The sequence below is a fragment of the Pseudomonas sp. FeN3W genome, from assembly GCA_030263805.2.
Lineage (GTDB): Bacteria > Pseudomonadota > Gammaproteobacteria > Pseudomonadales > Pseudomonadaceae > Stutzerimonas > Stutzerimonas stutzeri_G.
Genome location: CP136010.1, coordinates 3,144,511 through 3,160,880, shown reverse-complemented (window position 1 = coordinate 3,160,880; position 16,370 = coordinate 3,144,511). Strand labels below are relative to the sequence as shown.

Annotated in this window: 10 protein-coding genes; 4 read left to right on the top strand and 6 right to left on the bottom strand. The window is 67.4% G+C overall.

Translation table 11 applies throughout. The annotated features are described in order from the left end of the window. Positions 1-81: 81 nt before the first annotated feature. On the bottom strand, positions 82-1,047 hold the full coding sequence (locus P5704_014990; GenBank protein WOF77365.1) for a phosphate ABC transporter substrate-binding protein PstS family protein: 966 nt from the start codon (positions 1,045-1,047) through the stop codon (positions 82-84). A gap of 223 nt (positions 1,048-1,270) precedes the next feature. Between P5704_014990 and P5704_014985 the strand changes: the two genes are divergently transcribed. Next, positions 1,271-1,672: an acyl-CoA thioesterase gene (locus P5704_014985; GenBank protein ID WOF77364.1), complete on the top strand. Its 402-nt coding sequence runs from the start codon at positions 1,271-1,273 to the stop codon at positions 1,670-1,672. An 8-nt stretch (positions 1,673-1,680) separates the two neighbouring features. On the opposite strand, the gene P5704_014980 is transcribed toward P5704_014985, so the two are convergent. After that, the gene (locus P5704_014980) at positions 1,681-2,895 is read right to left on the bottom strand and encodes a GGDEF domain-containing protein (protein ID WOF77363.1); all 1,215 of its coding nucleotides are present in this window, start codon (positions 2,893-2,895) and stop codon (positions 1,681-1,683) included. Between the two features lie 137 nt (positions 2,896-3,032). On the opposite strand from P5704_014980, the gene P5704_014975 reads away from it, so the two are divergent. Continuing rightward, on the top strand, positions 3,033-3,971 hold the full coding sequence (locus tag P5704_014975; GenBank protein WOF81242.1) for an AEC family transporter: 939 nt from the start codon (positions 3,033-3,035) through the stop codon (positions 3,969-3,971). Here the strand turns inward: P5704_014975 and P5704_014970 are convergent, their stop codons facing one another. From P5704_014970 to recC, 4 genes are all read right to left on the bottom strand, one after another. Next, positions 3,972-4,415: a hypothetical protein gene (locus tag P5704_014970; GenBank protein ID WOF77362.1), complete on the bottom strand. Its 444-nt coding sequence runs from the start codon at positions 4,413-4,415 to the stop codon at positions 3,972-3,974. Between the two features lie 129 nt (positions 4,416-4,544). Next, positions 4,545-6,392, bottom strand: coding sequence for an exodeoxyribonuclease V subunit alpha (gene recD, locus P5704_014965; protein WOF77361.1), 1,848 nt, complete (start codon positions 6,390-6,392; stop codon positions 4,545-4,547). A gap of 70 nt (positions 6,393-6,462) precedes the next feature. Beyond that, on the bottom strand, positions 6,463-10,011 hold the full coding sequence (gene recB / locus P5704_014960) for an exodeoxyribonuclease V subunit beta (GenBank protein ID WOF77360.1): 3,549 nt from the start codon (positions 10,009-10,011) through the stop codon (positions 6,463-6,465). Then, complete coding sequence (gene recC, locus P5704_014955) at positions 10,008-13,418, bottom strand: exodeoxyribonuclease V subunit gamma (protein ID WOF77359.1); 3,411 nt, start codon at positions 13,416-13,418, stop codon at positions 10,008-10,010. Before recC ends, recB begins: the two co-directional genes overlap by 4 nt. A 226-nt stretch (positions 13,419-13,644) precedes the next feature. Between recC and P5704_014950 the strand changes: the two genes are divergently transcribed. Both P5704_014950 and P5704_014945 read left to right on the top strand, forming a co-directional pair. After that, positions 13,645-14,538, top strand: a complete 894-nt coding sequence (locus tag P5704_014950; protein WOF77358.1) for a cache domain-containing protein — start codon at positions 13,645-13,647, stop codon at positions 14,536-14,538. A gap of 140 nt (positions 14,539-14,678) precedes the next feature. Then, a complete protein-coding gene (locus P5704_014945) occupies positions 14,679-16,364 on the top strand; it encodes a Na/Pi cotransporter family protein (protein WOF77357.1) in 1,686 nt (561 codons plus the stop codon). The last annotated feature ends 6 nt before the right edge of the window (positions 16,365-16,370 follow it).

Sequence of the window (16,370 nt, the reverse complement as noted above, 5' to 3'; positions counted from 1 at the left end):
CGCCGAAGCCCGCCAGCGCGTCTCGCGTGGCGGGCATCTGCGCATGGCCGGCGCGCTATGTCGCCGGCCGTCACGCGGGTCTTACAGACCCAGCTCCTGCATGGTCTTGTCGACCACCTTCTTCGGCAGCGGGATGTAGCCATCCTTGACCACCACTTCCTGGCCCTGCTTGGAGAGCACCAGCTTGAGGAACTCGGCATCGATCGGGCTCAGCGGCTTGTTCGGCGCCTTGTTGACGTAGACGTAGAAGAAGCGCGCCAGCGGGAACTTGCCAGCCAGTGCGTTCTCTTCGTTGGCCTCGAAAGCCTCGCCACCCTTGGACAGCGGCACGGCACGGACGCTGGAGGTCTTGTAGCCGATGCCCGAGTAACCGATGGCATTCAGGGTGCTGGAGATCGACTGCACTACGGAAGCCGAACCCGGCTGTTCGTTGACGTTAGACTTGAAGTCACCCTTGCACAGGGCTTCTTCCTTGAAGTACCCGTAGGTGCCGGATACCGAGTTACGACCGAACAGCTGGATCGGCTTGGCCGCCCACTCGCCGGTCATGCCCAGGTCGCCCCAGGTCTTGATGTCCTTCTCGCCACCGCACAGGCGGGTGCTGGAGAAGATCGCGTCGACCTGCTCGATGTCCAGCGACTTGATCGGATTGTCCTTGTGCACGAATACCGCCAGGGCGTCGATGGCCACCGGAACGGCAGTCGGCTTGTAGCCGTACTTCTCTTCGAAGGCCTGGATCTCGTTGTCCTTCATCGGGCGGCTCATCGGGCCCATGTTGGAGGTGCCTTCGGTCAGAGCGGGCGGCGCGGTGGAGGAGCCGGCAGCCTGGATCTGAATGTTGACGTTCGGATAGCTGCGCTTGAACTCTTCGGCCCACAGGGTCATCAGGTTGGCCAGAGAGTCGGAACCAACGCTGGACAGGTTGCCGGAAACACCGGAGGTCTTCTGGTAGCTCGGCAGCGCCGGGTCCACAGCAGCGACCGCGCTCGCGGCGCCAACGCCAGCGGCTACAAAGGTCAGGGCCGCCATCAAACGATTCAGTTTCATACCTTGCTCCTAGCAGGTGTGTGCTCGAGTGTGTTGGAACGGGGGCCAGTATCTGCAGGCCGTATGAACACTCTATGAAGCAAGTGTGACAATCTGATTACCAAGCGCACCGTTGACCTGGTTCGGTCGCTGTAGCGCAACACAGCCGCTATACTCGGCGCCGTCGCCCGTGCCAGAGCGGGCATTTCGCGCCAGAACAACAACGCGCCGCGAGTCCGACCGAATGAAAGAATACGAACAGGAAGATCCAATCCCCCAGGGCGACCTGGCCCTGCAGCTCACCGCATTGCCGCGGGAAACCAATGGTTTCGGCGATATCTACGGCGGTTGGCTGGTGTCGCAGATGGATCTGGCCGGCACCGCGATGGCCAGCCGCGTGGCCGCTGGTCGTGTCGCCACGGTCTCCATCGATCGTATGGCGTTCATGGTCCCGGTAGCGGTGGGCGCGCAGCTGTCCTTCTATACCCAGACGCTGGAAGTCGGGCGCAGCTCGATTCGCATGCTGGTGGAAGTCTGGAGCGACGACCCGCTGTCCAGCGAGTGGCGCAAGGTCACCGAAGCGGTGTTCGTCTTCGTCGCCATCGACGGCAGCGGCCGCACCCGCTCGGTGCCACCGCGCCGCTAAGCCACCGATTAATGTGGCTGTAGCGCGGGCCGCAGTTGCCCGGCCGCGACGGCGAAGCGATTCTTGCCACCACTCTTGGCCTGATACAGAGCCGTGTCGGCGCAGTGATAGAGCTGTTCGGCCTGCTGGCCGTCCTGCAACGTGGCGATGCCGATGCTGACCCCCACCCGCGCCGCCGGATCATGCGGATGCCTGATATCCAGCGCGGCCAGCGCGGTGATCAGCTGACGGGCGATGCGCTGTGCCGCGGCGTTGTCGCAGTTGTACAGCAGCAGCGCGAACTCCTCGCCGCCAACCCGTGCCGCCTCGTCCAGCGGTCGCCGCGCATAGCCGGCGAGCAGTTCGCCGAAGGTGCGGATCAGCGCATCGCCGGCCGGATGGCCGAAGGTGTCGTTATAGGCCTTGAAATCATCCAGATCGAGCAGCAGCAGGCTCAGCGGGCGCCGGTCTCGACGAGCCTGGGCGATCCGCTGCGGTAGCGCGCGATCATGGCTGCGCCGGTTGGCCAGACCGCTGAGCGCATCGTGCTCGGCGACCCAGCCCAGCAGCTGACGGGTGAGGAACTGGTCGCGCTGCGAGTACTCGTGAACATAGCGGCTGATCGCGCCGATGATCAGCAACAGCAGGTAGTAGCTGACGGCGATCCAGTGTTCCGGCATCTGCTCGGCCGAGAGGATCAGGCTGGCCATGAACACGTCGGCCAGCACGATCAGCACCGCGCACAGCAGCGCCCACCAGAAGGTCACGCCGAGAAAGAAGAACGACGCGACGATCAGTAGCCCGGCGCCGTAACGGAAGTTCAGCTCCGTATCGAGCGTTTCGAAGCGGATGTCGATCAGCGCGGCGAGCATGCCGACCATCACCAGCAGCACCGGAAAGATGCGATTGGCCTGCGCGCGAAACCTGCGGCTGTAGAAGGACAGCACCAGCACGACGATGCCCGGCAGAATCTGCAGGAGCCGCAGCAGCGTCAACGTCGTCAGCCAACCGGTATCTTCGAGATCGAACAACCGGTGTTCGCAATACAGATAACCGCTGACCGCGAAGATCAGCAGCAGGGCAGCGAGGCGCTGCGATAGGCGAGCATGACGATCCAGATAACGCCGAAACTCCCGTTCCAGCTCCGGCGCAAAGCGCAGCAGACGGAATCCGCCATGCAGCTGCCGGCCATAAGGCGTATCGCGAAAGTCCTCGGTAGAGGCCTGGGTGGGTATGTGACGCATCGGAAGCTCGTAGGTTCGAGGCGCAATGATATCACCAAGCCACCACACAGCAGGCAATCGCCCGACCGACGTCGCACCGCTCTTCTCCGGGCCGGCTCAAAAGATGAGGGTTGCACTGGAGGAAGGCAGCATCGAAGATCGCGCTACATGCACTGCTGGATGTATCCGTGACTGCCCTGCTGCTCGCCCTCTGGCCCCTGTTCGCCCTTATCGTCGCCGGTTATTTCCTGCGCCTGCGTGCCTTTCCCAGTGCCGAGTTCTGGCCCGGTGCCGAACGCATCAACTACTTCATCCTCTTCCCCGCCCTGCTGTTCAGCAGCCTGGCGACCGCGCCGCTGGATAACCCGGCGTTGCCGCGCCTGGCGGCCGCGGTGATGCTCGGCCTGGGTCTGGCCTGGATTGGGCTGCTGATCGCCAAGCGCTTGCGCGGCTGGTCTGCCGGCCGCTTCGGTGCCATCACCCAAGGCGTGCTGCGCTTCAACACGTACCTCGGCCTGGCCGCGGTGGGCAGCCTGTTCGGCAAGGAAGGTCTGGCGCTGGCCGCGCTGATGCTGGCACTGATGGTGCCGACGGTGAACGTCATGTCGGTGTGGGCGCTGACCGCCGAGCGCGGCGTCAGCGTACGCGGCCTGCTGCTGCCCATCGCGAAGAACCCGTTGATTCTCGCCTGTGTCGCCGGTGCGCTGGTCAATCTGTCGGGCCTGGGCCTGCCCGGCGGCACCGACCGCCTGCTGAGCCTGCTGGCCGCCGCCAGCCTGCCGCTGGGTCTGCTCTGCGTCGGCGCGGCGCTCAAGCCGCAGGAGCTGGGCGGAGAAATCCCGGCGCTGGGCTGGAACAGCGCGGTGCGCCTGCTGGCCGTGCCGCTGCTGGCCTACGGTGTGGCGATGGTGCTCGGCCTGCCCGATATGGAAACCACCATCCTGGTGCTGTTCTTCGCCCTGCCCACCGCGCCCACCGCTTACGTGCTCACCCGCCAGCTCGGCGGCGACAGTCATCTGATGGCCGGCATCATCACCTTGCAGACCCTGCTCGCGGCCGCCAGCCTGCCGCTGGTGCTGACCCTGCTCAACGGCTGATCAGCGCGCGACCTGCCCACGCAGCAGACGCAGCAGCATCAGCGCCATGCCGACACCCAGCGCGCCAAGCACCAGCAGCGGGCCGAGATAACCGAGGGCGTCCTGCAGCCAACCGAGCAGCAGGTGCAGCCATTCGGTGTGCAACGAGGCCTCGACTGCCACGTAACCGCCCTGCTCCCAGATCTGGTAGGCGGCGTGCAGCGGGATCAGCGTCAGCGGCAGCAGGATCAGGCACAGCCAGTAGCCGCTGCGCCGGTACGCACCCAGCAGGCCCCATGGCAGGTAGGCGGCCCGAATGAGCTGGAAGAAGCAGACGATGTAATAGACCACCAGCAGCAGGACAAAACCGCTGGCCACGGAGGGCGCGAGCCAGAGCTCACGCAGCGCCGCGGTGCTGATGATCAGGCTGAGCGCGCCCCATAGCAGTAGAAAGAAAGTTCTCATCGCAAGTCCCGGTGTCGGCTTTTGGCGAAAGCGCATCGGAACAGAATTCCGAGCGCCATACGCACAACCGCTTCACGAAACAGGTGGCGATGCGCCGCGAACGTGCCGGCTTCGAGCAGCAGTGCACGCTCAGAACAGGCTGAGCTGATCGCCTCCAGCCTCAGCCGACTTGGCGCTGGGTAACGCCTCGGCGCCTCCGCTGCTGTCCTCATGCAGCGCCAGCCGTTCGGCCAAACCTGCAGCGCGCTCGGCACGGGTGATGACCGCCTCGGCCAGCCGCGCCGGCAGCGCCCAGATCTCAACCTTGCGCTTGGCGCGGGTGATGCCGGTGTAGAACAGCGAGCGTGTCAGCAGCGGGCTGGGCTGCTCGGGCAGCGCCAGCAGCACTTCGGCAAATTCCGAGCCCTGGCTCTTGTGCACGGTCATGGCGAAGGCGCTGTCATGACTCGGCAACCGTGCCGGGGCGAAGCCGCGATAACCCTCGTCGCCCTCGAAGAACACCCGCAACCCCTGCTCGGTTTTCAGACACAGGCCGATATCGCCGTTGAACAGGCCGAGAGCGTAGTCGTTCTGCCGGACCATCACCGCGCGCCCGGGATACCAGCGTTCGCGCGCCGGCACGCCGAGTCGGCGTTTGAAACGGGCCTCCAGCGCCTCGTTGATGCCGGTGACGCCAAAGGCGCCCTCGCGCTGGGCGGTCAGCGCACGGAAGCCGTTGAAGGCTTCGAACGCGGCGGATGGATCGGCCTGCCGTGCGGCCTGCAGATAGGGCGAATAGCCCTGCTCCAGTCGCTCGATCAGCGTCGCGGGGCTGGGCGTGTCATTCCAGGCCAGGTCCGCGCGCCCTTCCTGCAGCCGCGCGACCGTGCCCTTGGCATCGCCGCCATTGATTCGCCGCGCCAGCTCGCCGATGCCGCTGTCGCCGGCGAAGCGATGGCTGTGGGTGAGCAGCACCACCGCATCGCCGAGCCGCGAGCGCGGCGTTTCGATGGGGACGTTCTGGCCGGTAATGCGTTGCAGATCGGACGCGGCCTGACTATCGAAGCCGCGGCCTTCACAGAGCTCGGCGAACACCGCACCGGCTTCCACGGCAGCCAGCTGGTCCTTGTCGCCGAGCAGGATCAGCCTTGCCTTGGGTGGCAGCGCGGTGACCAGTTTGGCCATCAGCGCCAGGTCGACCATCGACGCCTCGTCCACCACCAGCACATCCAGCGCCAGCGGGTTGGCTGCGTCGTGGCGCACCTGCGGGCTGTCGCCGCGGCTGCCGAGCAGACGGTGCAGGGTGCGCGCCTCGTCTGGCAGGGCTTGCTTGACGGCATCGCTGACCGGCAGCTCGGCCTTGGCGTTGCGGATCGCTTCGGCCATGCGTGCCGCGGCCTTGCCGGTGGGTGCGGCGAGGCCGATGGCCAGGCGTTCGCCGCCCGGCTGCTCCAGCAGCGCGGCCAGCAGGCGGACGACGGTGGTGGTCTTGCCGGTGCCGGGACCGCCGGAGATCACCGCCAGGCGCCGGCGCACCGCCTGCGCCGCAGCCAACCGCTGCCAATCCGGGCTTTGCTGATTGAAGGCGAACAGCCGCGCCAGGCTGTCGCTCAGCCGAGTTTCATCGACATCCGGTGCGTCCGCCGCGCGAGTCAGCAGCTGTTCGGCCAGCTGCTCTTCGTAGGCCTGGTAACGGGCCAGATAGAGCCGGTTGCCGACCAGGGTCAGCGGCGCGTAGTCGTCTGGCGCAGCGACCAGCGAAGAGGCTTCGAGCTGAGCGCGCCAGACGGGCAGCGCCGGCATGCTGAGATCGACCTCGGGCCAGGGCCGCCTGCCAGCCAGGCGCTCCAGCGGCAGGCAGACGTCACCCGACGCCAGCGCCTCGCAGCACAGCGCGGCGGCGAGCAGCACCGCTTCGGGAGCCTGCGGTTCCAGGCGTTGCAGGCTGGCGACGAAGGCGCGCTCCAGCGGGCCGAGGGGTAGATCGGCAAGGGTCATATGTCGCTCCGGATAGGCAGGAAGGCGCTGCCACGCCCACATTCCCGGTCAAGGCCGCCAAAGCGCACCATCAGCGCCCCTCCTCGAACAGTCGATCCAGCGCATCGAGCAGCGCATCGTCCGGCCGCGCAAAATAGACGCCGGCTTCGGGCATACCGCGCAGAAACAGGTAGAAGGCGCCGCCCAGCTGCTCGTCGCGGAAATCCGCCAGGCGCTGACGCAGAAAGCGGCGCAGCGCCACCAGATAGATCAGGTATTGCAGGTAGTAGTGCTCGCCGGCAAGCGCCTGCAGCAGTCGTTCGCCGCCGTAGTAGCTGGCGTCCGGGCCGAGCCAGTTGGACTTGTAGTCGGCGATGTACCAGCGGCCATCGTGCTCGAAGGTCAGGTCGATAAAGCCCTTGAGAAAGCCCTTGAGGCTGTCGAATTCCAGCCGCGCCGCCGCATCGCGCAACGGTTCGGCGAGACCGTTGGCCGGGTCGGTCAGCAAGCTGCGCAGCCGCGCCACATCCAGATCCCGCACCGGAAAGGTGAAGCCCAGTTCCGGCAGGCGTCTGGCCGACTGCAAGGCGGCGAGGGTCAGGCCGGCCCCGTCCATATCGGTTTCCAGCACCTTTTGCAGCTGGTCGGTGGCGATGTCCTTCCACTCCAGCGGCAGGCCGTAGGCCTGCAATGCCGGATCGACCAGTTCTGCCAGCTCGCCCTTGCCGCGTGCCCAGTCTTCGAGAATGGCATGCAGGCAAGTACCGGCCCTTGCGCCACGGGGAAAGGCGAAGAAGCCGCTGCCCGGCTCGCCGGCATCGGGCATCGACAGGGCGTCGCGGTCCGGCGCCTCCATGTGCATACCGGCGGCAAGCCCGGAAAAGCTGCCGATGCGCCAGGCGCTGTGCAGGCTGCGATTGAGCTGCGACAGCTGCTCAGGCGCCGCCGCCCGGCCCGGCCCTTGGGCACTGGCTTCACGCGACTGCAGCGGCAGGCAGGCCATATGGCCGTCGCTCCCTTCCACCAGACGTTCGATGGCCAGGCGCAGGCTGCCGCCGTCGAGGTCGGCCAGATGCCGGCCCAGCTCGCTCAGCGGTTGCTCGCCGGGGAGATCGCGGCCGTGCAGCAGCCAAGCCAGGGCGCAGCTGTGCAGGCCCTCGTCGGGCAGGCTGCCATCCTTCTTCGCCTTGGGCAGGCTCACCGGCCCCCAGTGCAGCCAGAGTCGATCACGCGCGCGGGTCAGGGCGACGTAGGCCAGCCGTAGCTGTTCGGCGAACACCTCCTGACGGGCGCGTTCGAGGTTGTCCCCCAGCGCATCGCTGCCGAGATCCAGCAACGGTTGGCCGTTCGCATCGTGGCAGCGGGCACTGTCGCGATTGTTGCCGAGCAGCTTGCCGTCCCAGAGGAAGGGACAGAACACCAGCGGGTATTCCAGCCCCTTGCTGGTGTGGATGGTGACGATCTGTACCCGCTCGGCATCGCTTTCCAGACGCAGCAGGGCTTCCTCGCCGGCGCCTTCGCTGCCGCGCTGGGTGTTGAACCAGGCCAGCAGCGGCTCCAGCCCCGGGCGCAGCAGGCTTTCGGCCTGCAACAGTTCGCCCAGGTGCAAGAGGTTGGTCAGCCGGCGCTCGCCATCGACCCGCGCCAGCAGCCGTTCGGCCACCGCCTGCTCATCGAGCCAGGCACGAAACACGCGCATGAAGCCCTGCTGCTGCCAGAGCTGGTGATAGCGCTCGGCGGCTTCGCGCTCGGCGTCCCACTGCTGCTGGTCGTCCTGGCAGCGGGCGAGATCGGCGGCACTGCGGCCCAGCAGACGCGTGGCCAGTGCGTAGCGCAGCAGCCCTTCGCGACCGGGTTCGGCATAGGCGGCGAGCACCGCGGCCAGCTCACCCGCCTCCTCGCTGCGCCAGACGCTGTCGCGGCCACGGCGGACACTGGGCACACCGCGCGCCGCCAGCTCCTCGGCGATCATCCCGGCCTGACGGTGATTGGCCACCAGCACGGCGATATCGCCGCCCTTGAGCGGGGTGAACACACCGTTCTTGTCGAAACCGGCGCGGCCCTCGGCGGCGCCCGCCAGTTGCAAGGCGATACGCCGGGCGGTGTCGCTCGCCGCCAGCGGCGCGGCCTCGCCCTTGCTCAGCGGGTCGTCGCCAAGCCAGACCAGCGACAGCGGCGCAGCCTCGCGCTCCTCCACCAGACGAAGGCTGGCACGCGGCTTGTCGGCCGCGCCGACCGCTGGATAACGCAGGTCTGGTTGAGCGAACGGCTGCGGATGGTCGAACAGCTGGTTCAGCGCGGCGATCAGCTCAGGCGTCGAGCGGTAGTTGGTCGGCAGGTTGAAAGGCTCGCGATCAGCCTGCTGCTTGGCGGTCATGTAAGTCGCCAGGTCCGCGCCGCGGAAGGCATAGATCGCCTGCTTGGGATCGCCGACGAAACACAGCGAGGCCTCGCCCCCCTTGGCATAGATGCGGTCGAAGATGGCGTACTGAATCGGGTCGGTGTCCTGGAATTCGTCGATCAGCGCCAGCGGATAGGTGGCGCGCAGCGAGGCCGCCAGGTCCTCGCCAACCGGCCCTTGCAGTGCCTGATCCAGACGATTGAGCAAATCGTCGAAGGCCAGCAGCCGCTGCGTCGCCTTGCGCTCCGGCAGCTCGCGATTGAGCCGCTCCAGCAGCGCGACCTGCAGCGCGATCAGCCGCTGCTTGCCGGCCGGCAGTGCCTCGGCCACCTGATCTGCCAGCTCATCCAGCGCATGAGCCAGTTCGCAGACAGGCGCGTCATGACCCTTCTTGCAGGCCTTGCTCAGCGCACGGACACCGAACTTCGCCGCGCCCTCGGGCAGCTCGAACATCACCGCCGGATCGGCGAAATAGGCGTCGAGTTCCGCCTGCCAGGGCGCAAACTTGATGCTCTTGTGTGTGCTCTGACTGAGGCCGCCGTGGGCCAGCAGCTCGGCGACCCAGGTGCTGCCCGCTCTCTTCCACAGGTCGGCGGCGCGCTGCCAGGCGGCTTCGACCGGGCGCAGATCGGCCGCGACCGGCGTACCCTGCGGCTCGACGCGCAGATAGGGCTTGCCCAGATGACTGCGCAGGCGTTGGCGTAACCACAGAGGGGTGATTCGGCTCTTCGCCAGAAAGCGCGCCCAGGCCGGATCGGCATCGGCCAGCTCGCTGCGCCAGGCATCGGCGAGCAACGCGTCGATGAGCTCGCGGTCGTCGGCGGTCAGCTCGCTGTCGAAATCGCCGCCGGCCTCGAACGCCGCGTCCTGCAGGGCACGCTGGCAGAAGCCATGGATGGTGAAGATCGCCGCCTCGTCGAAGCCGTGCACCGCCAGCAACAGGCGCCGCCGCGAGGCTTCGCCGGGGTAGCGGGCATGCAGGCGGTTGAGGAAATCGTCGCTACTCGGCGTGCCCTCATAGACCGCCAGCAACTCGGCCAGCCGCGCACGGATGCGCTCGCGCAGCTCGGCGGTGGCTGCGGTGGTGTAGGTCACCACGAGGATCTGCCCCACCGACAACTGCCGTTCCAGCAACAGACGGGCGTAGAGCGCGGTGAGCGTCCAGGTCTTGCCGGTACCAGCGCTGGCCTCGATCAGCGAGCGACCGTCGAAGGGCGAATCGAGCAGGTCGAGTTTCATGCTTGCTCCTCGTCTTCAGCCAGGGCATCGAGCGCCGGGCCGATCAATTGCTGAGCCAGGCTTTCGAAACGCTCGTCCAGCGGCTCGCGGTCGCGGAAGGCCAAAGCGTTCCAGGGGTCTTCGGCCTCGGCAGCGATGGGGCTGAACTCGGCGCCGAGCCAGGCTTCGCGAGCGCGTTTACGCGCGCAATCGAGCGGTTCGCTGCCGCGGGCCGGCTTGCGATAGCCCTTGGCGAAGGCATGGCTGCTACGGGGCAACAACGGCAGCGGCTCACGGATCGCGCTGCGATAGGCGGCCATCCAGGGCTCCAGCAGCTCGGCGGCGTTTGCCAGCGGCCCCAGCTGCCAGTCACCAGCGGGCGACAACATCAGGCTGTGGCGCTCGATATTCGGCGTGGCGGACAGGTTGAGCAGCAGATGGCGCAGCCAGAACGGCGCCAGGTCCCATTCGCCGAGGCGGCCGAGCTTCCAGCCGAACAACCCGGCCGGGGTCACGCCATCGAGCCAGCCGTGGATGCGCACGCCGGCGAGCGTGATATCCACCGGCAGCGGCTCGGGCACCGCGTCCGGGCGCAGTTCGAACAGCCGCGGCGCAAAGGCCCGTACCGGCCCGCGCAGCTTGCCCCACAGCGCCTGGCCCAGCTCGCCCGTGGGTAGCCAGCCGGCGGCGCAGGCCATGCGCCGCTCGTCTTCGTCGCTCCAGCCATGCTCCATCGCTTGCAGCGACAAGCGCCGCAGGCCGTTCCAGGCCGGCATCTCCAGATCGAACGGCTCGTCGCTGGCGAGCGATTCCTGGTCGCCAGCCAAGCGCAAACCCAGGCGCTGTTCGAGCAGGAAGCGCGCCGGATGGCGAAAGCACTGCAACAGCTGCGACGGCTCGATGGTCAGCCAGGCCTCATCCGGTTCAGCCAGCAGACTGGCAAAGGCTTGGGCCTGAGCCTGTGGGGGCTCGGCCAGACGTTGGGCGGCGCGAAACCAGGGCAGCGAATAGCCGGCACAGGGCGCGTCGCCGAAATTACGCGGCGAGAACGGCTGCAGCGGATGGGCGATGAGGATCTTCTGGCTGACCGGCTTCGCGCCATCGGCCAGCACGGCGGTCATGTCCACCGCCTCGAGCACTTCGCTCAGCAATACGGAAGGCGGCAACACGGCATTGTCGCGCGGGTCGCGGCCGACATAGGACAGGTACAGCGCCTCACGCGCCGAGAGCAGGGTTTCCAGCAGCAGGTAGCGATCGTCGAGGCGTCGCGCCCGGTCGCCGCGACGCGGATGCCGGCCGATCAGATCGAAGCCCGACGGCGGCGTGCGCCGCGGGAAGGCGCCATCGTCCAGGCCGAGCAGACAGACCACGCGGAACGGCAGGCTGCGCATCGGCACCATGGTGCAGAAGGTCACCGCGCCGGTGAGAAAGCCGGAGGCGCCACCGCCCTGCTGCAGCGCGGCGCTGAGCTGCTGGTGCACCAGTTCCAGTTCGATGGGACGCGTCAGGTCGGCTGCCTGGGCCTGATCGCGCAATGCCGCGCAGGCCTGGGACAACAAGAGCAGCGTGTCGCCGGCTTCGCGCTCGTCGAACAGGGTGTCGATCAGGACTTGCAGGTCATCCGCCCACTCGGCCAACGCACGCGGCCGGGCCAGCTGATCGGCCAGGCTGCCGAGGCGCTCGACGAACTCCACCAGCCGTCCGAGCAGCTGCCCGCGCGCGCCTTCCAGCGCATCCAGCGGCCAATACTCGCCGAGCAAGGGTGCACGGTCGCCGGCCAGCTGCGGCGGCGCGGCGAAGCCCAGCAGCAGACGGTCCAACCCCTGGCGCCAGGTAAAGGCCGATTCGTCCGGCAGGCCGAGACGCGCCCGCTGGCTGCCGTCACGGCCCCAACGCATGCCGGCTTCACGTAGCCAATCGCGCAGCAGCGGCAGGTCTTCGCCTTCGATGCCGGCGCGGCGGGCGATGGCCGGCTGCTCCAGCCAGGCGAGGATTTCCTCGGCCGCGAAGCGGCTCTGCGCCAGCAACAGGAGTTCGAGGAAGGCCTCGATCAGCGGCACCTCGGCACGCAGACTGCGATCGGCGAGGCTGTAGGGAATCCGCGGGCTGCCCTCGCGCGGAGCGAAAACCGCTTCGATGAAAGGGGCGTAACGCTCGATATCGGGGGTCAGCACCACCACCTGATCCGGCGTCAGCGCCGGGCCGGCGGCGAAACGCGCCAGCAGCTGATCATGCAGGATCTCCACCTCACGCAACGGCGAATGGGCGATGTGCACTTCCAGCGAACGGTCATCCTGGGCCAGGGTGATGCGTTCATCGGGCTGCCGGGTGCGCAGGCGCAGGATGTCGTTCTGCAGCGCGTGCAGCAGGCTGTCGTCGTGCAGGTCTTCGTCTTCGGAATACAGGCCTAATTCCTGACTGCCTTCGCTGGCGGTCAGACTGAACAGCGAGTCGAAGAAGTCGCGGCCCTGCTTGCCGAGACTGGCCAGCAGCGGGTGGCCGACGTCCAGATACCAGTCATCGGCGCCGGACGGCTGGGGAGCTACTGCGCTCGAGGAGGCTTCGTTAAAACCCAGCTCGGGATGCTCATGTACGGCCTGTACACTCCGCTCCCTCGCCGGGTTTTGCCTCGCCTGCTCTTCGCTCGCGACGCTCCCCAGCCGCCCGGAAGAAGGAAGCTGCCGTGCCAGCTCGCGGATATCGCGAATCTCGCCCCAGGCCTCGCGGCTCGGGTTGAGCGCACAGACCACCACGTCGATATGCCGCGCCAGGCCGTCGAGCACGCGCAGATGGTGCGGCGGCAGGCTGCTGATGCCGAACACCAGCAGGCGCTCGGGCAGGCCGGGCAAGGGCTCGTCGCGGTACAGGCGTTGCAGCAGATCGCCGAGCAGTCGCGCGCGGTGCGGATGGCCGTCCTTGGTCAGTTCGCGCCAGAGCAGCGCCTGCCAGGCTTCGTCGGGACCGAGGTCGAGAGTGTGGCCACGCTCCCAGGCCGCCAGCCAGTCGTCGCGATAGAGCAGGTACTGGTCGAAGACGTCGGCGATCTTCGCCGCCAGACTTAGCCGCCGACGCTCATCGCCACCGTTCAGGTACTGCGCCAGACGCGGCGCCAGCTCAAGGTTGGCCGGCTCGCAGAGCCAGCCGTAGAGGCGCCAGGTCAGGGTGGTCGGGGAGAACGCCGATTGCTCCGGCAGACTGCCAAGCACGGTGCGGCTCAGGTCCCAGACGAACGTGGCCGGCAGCTGAATCTCCAGCTGCATGGCGATGCCCTGCTTGCGCGCCAGCTCCAGCGTCAGCCAGCGGCCCATGCCCTGGCTCGGCGCCACCACCAGCGCCGGAGCGAAGGGATCGGCGAGTGGCTGGGCGAGCAGGCGCGTGGCCAGTTCGCCGAGGGTTTCCAGATCGGGAGCGTGGTAGAGGCTGAGCATGGGCGCACCGCTTTAACAGAAGTCGCTAGGTTACAGCCCGCCCCCAACGGGAGCGAGCCGGCGATTTCAGTTTGCACCCGCCATGCGACGCCTCGTGTCGCGGCGAATCTCCTCCTTTCGCCCTGCCCTTTTGCTTCTCCCGACCAATATCAATTGCGCCACGGCTGCCTAGCATGGGCTCGAGGGGCGGCCGCTCAGTCGCCCGCCATCAGGTCAGGAGTCGTTCATGAACCGGAACCGCAAGACGCTGCTCGCCCTTTCTCTATCTGCCACGCTGGGCGCCGTGCCACTGCTGCACGCACAGGAACCGGCCCAGCAGCGAACGCTGGGCTCGGTGGAGCGCAGCCACGCCAGTCAGGCCCGTGCCCTGCTCGACCAGGCCGTGCTGACCTTCCAGGCCAAGGGCCCGGAGCAGGCGCTGGCCGCCTTCAACGACCGCAGCGGTGAATTCGTCCACGGCCAGTACTACATCTTCGTGCTCGGCGAGGATGGCACCATGCAGGCCAGCAGCGGCCCTTCGGCCAGCCTGGTCGGACTGAACGTCGCTGAGCTCAAGGACGCCTCCGGCAAGTCGTTCATCCGCGAAATCCTCGACAAGTCGGCCAGGCAGGAAAGCGGCGAAGTCGAGTACAAGTGGCTCAACCCGGCCAACAACGAGGTCGAGAACAAGATCAGCCAGTTCCGCAAGGTCGGCGACCACGTGCTCTGCGTCGGCTACTACATCCCGCGCGCCACCGCCGAGCATGCCAAAGCGCTGCTCGAGCGCGCCGTGCAGCAGGTCGAGGACAAGGGCGCCGAGGCGGCCTTCCGCAGCTTCAACGACCCACGTGGCGGCTTCGTCTTCAACGACGAGTACGTCTTCGCCATCGGCCTGGATGACGGTCGCTACCGTGCCAGCGGCAGCTCGCCGAACCTGGTGGGTGTCGATGTGCGCAACGTCAACGATGCGGCCGGCAAGCCGCTGTTCAAGGAGATGATCGAGCTGGCCCGCAAGCAGGGCTCCGGCAGCGTCGACTATGTCTGGCGCAACCCGGCGACCAACGCGGTCGAGCAGAAGCACACGCTGATCCAGCGGGTCGACGACGTGCTGCTCGGCGTGGGCTACTACACCCGCCCCTGAGCGGCGGGCCAATCGGGCTTTGTGACATTTCGGTGAACGCGGCCGGCAGGCCAGGGTCAATCGAGTATCCCCGGTGAAGCGCTGCGTCCTTGTGACGCAGGCTTTCGTTGTTGCTGCTCGCCGGGGCAGGAGCCCGACCGATGCTGACCCTGTTGCACCTGTTGTCGTCCATCGCCCTGCTGGTCTGGGGTACGCATATCGTGCGTACCGGGATCATGCGGGTGTATGGCTCGCACCTGCGGCGGGCGCTCGGCCAGAGCATGGGCAACGCGCCGCTGGCCTTCGGCGCCGGTCTCGGCGTCACGGCGCTGGTGCAGAGCAGCAACGCCACCGCACTGCTGGCCATCTCCTTCGTCGCCCAGGGCCTGATGGGGCTGCCGACGGCGCTGGCGATCATGCTCGGCGCGGATGTCGGCACCGCGCTGATGGCCCGCGTGCTGACCCTCGACCTATCCTGGCTGTCGCCGCTGCTGACGCTGCTCGGCGTCTGCCTGTTCCTCTCGCGCAAGCAGACCCGCGTCGGCCAGATCGGCCGCGTGCTGATCGGCCTCGGCCTGATCATTCTCGCCCTGCAGTTGATCGTGCACGCCGCCGAGCCGATCACCGAGGCGCGCGGCATGCAGGTGCTGTTCTCCTCGCTGGCCGGCGATACCCTGCTCGCGGTGCTGGTGGGCGCGCTGTTCGCCGTGCTGTCGTATTCCAGCCTCGCCGCGGTGCTGCTGACCTCGACGCTGGCCGGCGCCGGGCTGATCAGCCTGCCGGTGGCGCTGGGCCTGGTGATCGGCGCCAACATCGGCAGTGGCCTGCTCGCCTGGTTCAACGCCAGCCTGCAGCCGGCTTCGGCGCGCCGTGTGGCGCTGGGCAACCTGCTGTACAAGCTGGCCGGGCTGATCGTGCTGCCGTTTCTCGGCATGCTGGTGGCCTGGATGGACACCCTGGGTGTCAGTGCGCAGACGCAGGTGATCGGCTTTCACCTGATCTACAACAGCCTGCGCTGCGTGATCCTGCTGCCCACCGTGAAGCCCATGAGCTGGCTATGCGAATACCTGCTGCCGGAGCGTGCGCTGGACAACGGCGTGGCGCAGCCGCGGCATCTCGACCCCGCCGCGCTGGATACGCCGAGCCTGGCACTGGCCAATGCGGTCCGCGAAACCCTGCGCATCGGCGACATGGTGGAGCTGATGCTGGCGCGGCTGCTGGAGGTGCTGCGCGAAGGACGGCCGGAATCCGGCGACGAGATTCGTCGTCTGGACGATGACGTCGACGCGCTCTACAGCGGCGTGAAGCTCTACCTGGCGCAGATGCCGCGTGAAGACCTGGCCGAGCAGGAGGGCCGGCGCTGGGCGGAGATCATCGAGCTGGCGATCAACCTGGAACAGGCCGGCGACATCATCGAGCACATGGTCAGCAAGGTGCAGAACCTGAAGACGTCCAAGCGCCGCTCCTTCTCCGACAGCGGCCTGGAGGAGCTCGGCCAGTTGCACGCCCAGCTCAGCACCAACCTGCGGCTGGGGCTGTCGGTGTTCATCTCCAGCGACTCCCATAGCGCCCGCCAACTGCTGCAGCACAAGCGCCAGTTCCGCAAGCTCGAGCGCGAACTGGCGCACTCCCACGTGCAGCGCCTGCACCAGCAGGTGGTGGAAAGCATCGAGACCAGCGCCGCGCACCTGGAGCTGATCGCCGACATGAAACGCCTCAATTCACTGTTCTGCAGCGCCGCCTATCCGGCACTGGAAGGCCCCGGCGGCAGCAAGGCTCGCGCAGCAGGCGAAGCGCCGCGGGATGCGATCGCCGGCGAGCCTCACTTGCCGGGCCGACCCGCCTGATCCAGA

Excerpts from the sequence above, each read along its gene's own strand:
- P5704_014990 (WOF77365.1), bottom strand. The coding sequence starts at position 1,047 with ATGAAACTGAATCGTTTGATGGCGGCCCTGACCTTTGTAGCCGCTGGC.
- P5704_014985 (WOF77364.1), top strand. The coding sequence starts at position 1,271 with ATGAAAGAATACGAACAGGAAGATCCAATCCCCCAGGGCGACCTGGCC.
- P5704_014980 (WOF77363.1), bottom strand. The coding sequence starts at position 2,895 with ATGCGTCACATACCCACCCAGGCCTCTACCGAGGACTTTCGCGATACG.
- P5704_014970 (WOF77362.1), bottom strand. The coding sequence starts at position 4,415 with ATGAGAACTTTCTTTCTACTGCTATGGGGCGCGCTCAGCCTGATCATC.
- recD (WOF77361.1), bottom strand. The coding sequence starts at position 6,392 with ATGACCCTTGCCGATCTACCCCTCGGCCCGCTGGAGCGCGCCTTCGTC.
- recB (WOF77360.1), bottom strand. The coding sequence starts at position 10,011 with ATGAAACTCGACCTGCTCGATTCGCCCTTCGACGGTCGCTCGCTGATC.
- recC (WOF77359.1), bottom strand. The coding sequence starts at position 13,418 with ATGCTCAGCCTCTACCACGCTCCCGATCTGGAAACCCTCGGCGAACTG.
- P5704_014950 (WOF77358.1), top strand. The coding sequence starts at position 13,645 with ATGAACCGGAACCGCAAGACGCTGCTCGCCCTTTCTCTATCTGCCACG.
- P5704_014945 (WOF77357.1), top strand. The coding sequence starts at position 14,679 with ATGCTGACCCTGTTGCACCTGTTGTCGTCCATCGCCCTGCTGGTCTGG.